The sequence below is a fragment of the Ligilactobacillus equi DSM 15833 = JCM 10991 genome, assembly GCF_000615765.1.
Classification (GTDB): domain Bacteria; phylum Bacillota; class Bacilli; order Lactobacillales; family Lactobacillaceae; genus Ligilactobacillus; species Ligilactobacillus equi.
Genome location: NZ_BAMI01000079.1, coordinates 1 through 6,856 on the forward strand (window position 1 = coordinate 1; position 6,856 = coordinate 6,856).

3 protein-coding genes and 1 pseudogene are annotated in these 6,856 nt (G+C 40.8%); 2 read left to right on the forward strand and 2 right to left on the reverse strand.

Translation table 11 applies throughout. From position 1 onward, the window contains the following. Window positions 1-54: 54 nt before the first annotated feature. Together JCM10991_RS13880 and JCM10991_RS10950 are read right to left on the reverse strand one after the other, a co-directional pair. Window positions 55-1,544 (reverse strand): annotated as a pseudogene (locus tag JCM10991_RS13880) (Y-family DNA polymerase). 164 nt (window positions 1,545-1,708) lie between these two features. Next, complete coding sequence (locus JCM10991_RS10950; protein WP_023859152.1) at window positions 1,709-2,896, reverse strand: NADH-dependent flavin oxidoreductase; 1,188 nt, start codon at window positions 2,894-2,896, stop codon at window positions 1,709-1,711. Between the two features lie 217 nt (window positions 2,897-3,113). Between JCM10991_RS10950 and JCM10991_RS10955 the strand changes: the two genes are divergently transcribed. Together JCM10991_RS10955 and JCM10991_RS10960 are read left to right on the forward strand one after the other, a co-directional pair. Continuing rightward, window positions 3,114-3,815, forward strand: a complete 702-nt coding sequence (locus JCM10991_RS10955; protein ID WP_025021507.1) for an ABC transporter ATP-binding protein — start codon at window positions 3,114-3,116, stop codon at window positions 3,813-3,815. A 9-nt stretch (window positions 3,816-3,824) separates the two neighbouring features. Next, the gene (locus tag JCM10991_RS10960; protein ID WP_025021508.1) at window positions 3,825-6,419 is read left to right on the forward strand and encodes an ABC transporter permease; all 2,595 of its coding nucleotides are present in this window, start codon (window positions 3,825-3,827) and stop codon (window positions 6,417-6,419) included. Window positions 6,420-6,856 lie beyond the last annotated feature (437 nt).

A 6,856-nucleotide genomic window follows, 5' to 3' on the forward strand; every position in this document is an offset into this window, starting at 1 on the left:
GCGTTGGCAGGTCCCACATATCCCGATAGCGTTCCGTTGACGGAAAGAGCTTACTCATGACTGATGTCCTCCAATCTGATTATTTCTTTGCTTGCCTGTTGCTTCCTCCAAAAGACTACTGGCCTTGATGATGGCATTTTTCCCAAAACGTTCCCGCAAGTTATTCACGATTTCTTGACGTTGGTGCTCTTTATTTTCAGTTTCAAGATTCTTGGGCGTTTCGGCTTGGGTAAAATCAGCAAATAAATCTAACTGTTGACTGACTTGCACCCGATCAGCTGCCTCAGCTGGCATGACATCGCTGGCCACCACGGTAATTTTTCGGATTAGCATTTTCGGGTTTACTTGGCACTGATAAATCTCTTTAAAACCCTTGAATAACTGACTTTGTAGGTCGGTATAGCGTTCAAAATTATAGCTCCCGTGGTCATGTTTGGGTAACGCCCGGCCATAGTAATCCGTGGCTAAAGCTCCTTGATAACCTTGTTTTAAATTCTTAACATCATAGTCAATTGTCAGGGTTAATTGCTTAGTTTTCAGCTTTTTGCGGTTTAAATCCAAGGCTAAGTTATCCGACATTTCCCGTAAAATTACCAATCCTTCTTGGAAACTATAAGGACGCATCAGGACTTGGCCCGAACCAAGACTGTGGCGCTTAGGTTGATAAGCCTTAATATCCGTAATCGTCGTCGTTTCTTCGCCCCAAGCATGGTCAATTAGAAGTTCGGCATTTTTGCCAAACTCCTGGTAAAGCACCTCGGCATTCATCTTGTCAGAAAGTGTTCCTAGTGAGCAACGGGCAATGTCGCCCATCGTCTGAAGGCCGAGTTTTTCCAAGCGCTTGGCATAGCCCCGACCAACGCGCCAAAAATCTGTCAAGGGTTGGTGGGCCCATAAATACTGACGGTAGTGCTGCTGCGAAAGTTGCGCCATCCGCACGCTATCTTTGTCAGCCTTGAATTTCTTAGACACAATATCCAAGGCAACCTTGGCCAAATACATATTTTCGCCAATGCCCGCTGTTGCGGTAATTCCCGTTTCTTCCTTAATATCAAGAATAATCTGCTTAACTAATTCTTTGGCCGTGAGCTTGTAGGTTTCCAAGTAGTTGGTAACATCCATAAAGACTTCATCAATGGAGTAGACGTGAATATCTTCCGGAGCTATGTAGCGTAAATAAATTTCGTAGATTTCCGAACTCTTTTCTAGATAATGTTGCATCCGTGGAGGTACAACTTGAAAATCAACTTGGCCCGCGGATTTTTCTTCAGCACATGTAAATATGGACTCTTAGCGTAAAGTCGTCCTACTTGCCGGTAACGTTGATAGTTTAGGTCTTGAACTTTCTGTTTAACCTCGTAAAGGCGTGGTCTACCGGAAACTCCTAATTGTTTTAAGGCGGGAGACACTGCCAGGCAAATAGTTTTATCGGAACGACGATTATCAGCTACCACAAGGTTAAAGTCTAGGGGGTCTTGGCCTAAAGCCACGCACTCCACCGAAGCATAGAAGGATTTCAAGTCAATGGCGACATAAGTTGACATAAAGCACCAACTTTCTAGGTTTCGTTAAATTTATTATACCACTTTTGGCAACTTTTTTGAAAATCTACGTCCTTCTTGATGATTCAGTTGGTTCTTTCATTTTGTATGGAGGCGTTGGAAAATTATACATAAAAAATCAGCCCCGACGAGCTGATTTCTAACGATTAATCTTGAACCCCTTCGTGTGGCGCCAACTGATTTTTGAAACGGGTTGGGTCTGTATCGTCGGGGTCGTTACTAATGTGCATTAAAGAATGGAATGTATTTTGTAAGAGATCCCAGTAAGCAGGGGAGATATTTAAATCTTCCAAATCTGAAGGTGATAATGTATAACGAATAGCCCCTTCATCGTTGTCCATTACTTTTTCAATCCAACGAGGTTCACGAATATATTCACGACCAATTGCCACTAATTCAATGCCTTCATCCATTACATTTTCTGCTTCCTGTGGCGTTTCAACACTCCCCACTGAAATTAACGGTAAACGTCCATTAACTTGTTTTTTAATCTTATAAATAATTGGTTCTTCATCTGATTTATCAACCAGAGAAGTTCGGAATACATAGCCCATAGAAACATGGAGATAATCCAATGGTTTATCTGCTAATTTATCAATTAACTTCAAGGTATCATCTAACCTAATTCCCGGTTCTTCAATTTCTTCAGGAGAAATTCTATATCCTAAAATAAATGGTCGGTCAGCATATTCTTCAATAATTCTGTAGGCTTCATCAACAACCGCTAATGGGAACCGCATTCGATTTTCCAGAGAGCCACCCCATTTGTCTGTTCTTCTATTTGAGTGGGGAGAGAAGAATTGTTGAATTAAATAAGTGTTAGCACCATGAATTTCAACACCGTCAAATCCAGCTTGGATTGCTCGTCTTACTGCTTGGCCGAAATCTTTGATTGTTTGCTCAATTTCTTCTTCACTTAGAGCTCGTGGTGTTTCATAACCTTCACGTGGTGCAGGAACCGCAGAAGCACTTACTGGAGGTTGGCCCCCTAGAACTGCAGAATTACTCATTCGACCTGCGGAGAATATTTGCAAAATGGCTTTCGTACCATTGTACTTCATTGCTGAAGCCATTTCTCTTAAACGTGGAATGAAAGCATCATCAGTAACCGCTAATTCACCAGGAAATCCTTTACCGAGATTATTAACATTAGCAACTGGTGAAATGAACATACCAACCCCACCGGCTCTTTGGCGGAAATATTTAAGTTCTTGATCAGATACTGAACCATCCGCCAAAGCAGATCCTTCAGTCATTGGTGGAATAACAACGCGATTTTTAAGTGTGACCCCGTTTTTTAAAGTATAAGGTTCTAAAAATTTGTAATCAGTCATAGAGAAACTCCTCCTTGATATAAATTTCACATATATTATAAAGCGCTTTCTTTTAGTGTGTCAATTATTTTGATTGGTATTTTCCCTGAACCTTTCCTGCAAATCATTCATGATTAACACTAAGGAATTTTCAATTTTACTTGTAAAAAGTAATTGAAGCCAGCTTGACGCTAGGATATTATTAGTATGTAAATACAAAGAAAAAGAGGCGATGTTGGTGGCATATATTGAAGTCAAAAATTTAGCTAAACGTTATCATATGGGTGAAAATGTGATTGAAGCTAATCGGGAGGTCAATTTCGAAATTAACCAGGGTGAACTGGTTATTATTTTAGGTTCTTCGGGGGCTGGGAAATCAACCTTGCTTAATATTTTGGGAGGAATGGATACCGGCGATGAAGGGCAGGTCATCATTGACGGGACGAATATTTTAACCTACAACGATCGCCAACGAACGGATTACCGACGAACGGATGTCGGATTTGTTTTCCAATTTTACAATTTGGTGGCTAATTTGACAGCCAAAGAAAATGTGGAATTAGCGGTTGAAATTGTGGCGGATCCCTTAGATCCAGTAGAAGTTCTCAAGGAGGTTGGTCTGGAAGCTCGAATCGATAATTTCCCAGCGCAACTATCCGGAGGGGAGCAACAACGAGTCTCTATTGCACGGGCTGTGGCTAAACAGCCTAAGTTGCTTTTATGTGACGAACCGACTGGAGCTTTGGATTATCGAACGGGGAAGCAAGTTTTGAAAATTCTTCAAGACATGTCCCGCAAAAACGGGGCAACGGTAGTGATTGTAACTCATAATGGGGCTTTGGCACCGATTGCTGACCGGGTGATTCATATGCGAGATGCTACCGTGCAAAAGGTTGAACTTAACGCGCATCCTCAAGATATTGCGATTTTGGAATACTAGGGGGCTATGATGAGTAAGAAAAAATACTGGAAAGATGTCCGCCAATCCTTCTCAGCTTCCTGGGGTCGGACTTTATCAATTGTCTTCCTATTAGCTTTAGGAGCAACGACCTTAATTGGTTTGAAAGTCGTTAGCCCTAATATGGAAGCTACTGGACAAAAATATATTGAACAAACTAAGATGGCGGACTTAATGGTGATGTCTGATTATGGTCTAACTAAAACAGATGTCCAAGAACTCAAAAAAGTTAAGGGTGCCCAAGTCGAGGCTGTTAAATTACAAGATGTAACGATAAAAAAGACTAACCAGGCAGTGCGGATTTTTTCCAAGAGTCAGTACATTTCGCAAGATCAAGTGGTAGTTGGCAAGCTTCCTCAAAAGGCTAATCAAATTGCTTTGGCGGAAAAGTTGCGGGGTAAGTATCATTTAGGTGATAAGATTAGTTTTGATCGCGGGAAGAATGATAGTCTTAAGCGGACACAATTTACGGTAGTTGGTTTCATTAAATCAGCGGAAATTTGGTCGGAGGAAAATCTCGGTTCTTCTAGTGTCGGAACCGGTGAGTTGCAAGCTTATGCTGTGACAACTGCTGGGGCCTTCGAAACGAATCTTTATGGCTTGGCACGGGTGCGTTTTACAAATTTGAACGATCCTTATTATACCGATACTTACAAGGCTAATTTAAAAAAAGACCAAGCTAAACTCAAGGCGACCTTAAAAGATAACGGTACCAAGCGTTTGCATGAATTACAGGCAAGTGCCCGCCAAAAATTAGCTACTAACCAAGCTCAAATTCGGGCGTTAGAAACTCAAATTTCCCAAGCTCAGGCTTTAGGAGTTGATGTGAGTCAAAGGCAAGCCGAAGTGACTAAGGCTCAAGCTAAGTTAGCAGTGAGTCAAAGACAAATTGAAGCAATGGCGAAGCCAACGTATACGGTCTACAATCGGGAAACTCTTCCTGGAGGAAATGGCTATAGCACTTATGCAACGGCGACCTCTAGTATTTCTGCCGTCGGTGATATTTTCCCACTGGTGCTTTATTTGGTGGCAGCGCTGGTAACTTTAACGACGATGACACGTTTTGTCGACGAAGAAAGGGGCAATGTGGGACTTTTTCGGGCTCTAGGTTACACTAAACATCAAGTCGTGATGAAATTTGTCCTCTACGGTTTGGTAACAAGTTTTCTCGGAACCACGATTGGGATTATGGTCGGAAATTATGGTTTATCGCCCATTATTGGTAAGATCGTGACTGCCGGTACGGTGGTGGGGGCTTCTAAGCTATACTTCCACCTTAACTACATTATCATTGCCTTTATGGCAGCACTATTTTCAGCAGTTTTACCAGCTTATTTAGTGGCCCGTCGCGATTTAAGTGAGCAACCAGCCCATCTGTTACAAGCTAAGCCCCCTGTTGCTGGATCCAAGATTTTCTTGGAAAGAATGAGCTTTATTTGGAAACGTTTCTCCTTTACGCAAAAGGTAACCGCACGTAATATTTTTCGTTATAAACAACGGATGTTAATGACCATCTTTGGGGTGGCTGGCTCAGTGGCTTTGCTTTTCGCAGGGCTTGGAATTCAAGCTTCGATTTCTGGCGTTTCGACCAGTCAGTTTCAAGAGATTCTTAAATACAACCTAATTGTGGTAGAAAATCCGCAGGCTACGAAGGCTCAAAAAGCGAAAGTAGCGACTTACCTTAATCAAAAGGCAACAGGTCGTCGCGCGGTACAGTTGGAAACATTGGAAGAAAAAATTTCCGGGGTCAGTGATAAGCAAGATATTAATCTGATTATCAGTCAGCCCCAAGGTTTTGCCAAGTATGTTAATTTACGCCAACGTAGTAACGGTCAGGCTTTAAAATTAAATAATCGGGGCATAATCTTGAGTGAGAAATTGGCCAATCTTTATGGCGTGAAACCTGGTCAAACGATTAACTTAAAGTTAGCCGGTAAGCAACGCCAAATCAAGGTGGCAGGGATTACGGAAATGTATGCAGCCCACTTTATCTACATGAGTGCGGATTATTATCGTATTTTGACGGGCAAGGATTATCAGACGAATGCTAGTTTAGTTAAGCTTAAGGATAATCGTCTCGGCCCTGCTGGAGATACGGCTGCACATCTGCTGAAAATGTCAGCAGTCGGTGTTGTTTCACAAAATAACTCCGCTGTTCAACAACTAAATAAGGTGGCTGGATCTTTGCAGACGGTAATGATTATTTTAATTATCCTTTCGGTATTATTAGCAGTGGTTATCTTGTATAACTTGACTAACATCAATGTTTCTGAACGAATTCGAGAACTCTCAACGATTAAGGTGCTTGGTTTCCATAGCAAGGAAGTTACTATGTACATTTATCGTGAAACCATTACACTATCGTTTGTCGGAATTATCGTTGGTCTAGTGGGTGGTTTTTACCTCCATAAGTTAATCTTAGGTATAATTGGTTCTGATCAAATCATGTTCAATCCTAGTGTGGGGCTATATGTTTATTTAGTACCAACGGTGGCAATTATTGTCATTCTCTTCTTACTAGGACTCTTGGTAAATCATATTTTAAAGCGGGTCGATATGCTAGAAGCCTTAAAATCAGTTGATTAAATTTGAAGAGGCTGGGAAAAAATTAACTTTTTAGCTAGAACCTAGAAAATAACCATAAAGAAGTGTTAGAAATCAATGCTTTCAGCAGCATGATTTTCTGGCACTTTTTAATTTTTAAGACTTTTTTCCAGCTGCTTTTTGGCAGTTAGCACAACAGCTAGAGGCAGATATACCATTAAAAATGGCGATAAAATTATTGAAGAAAAAGTTATTTGATTTTTAAATCGAAAACGGATGAACAAATGTTGCTGTTGCTAGTTAGACCTGAAATTTTAACATTAAAAAATTTTTTAAAAAAAGTATTGACCAAAAAGTTAATTCAAGGTATGATATTTCTTGTCGCGAGTTAGTACGACGTCAAAATTAAATTAAAAAAATTAAATCTTGACAGTTTTTACTTAACTTGCTATGATATAGAAGTTGTCGCAAGACAGCGA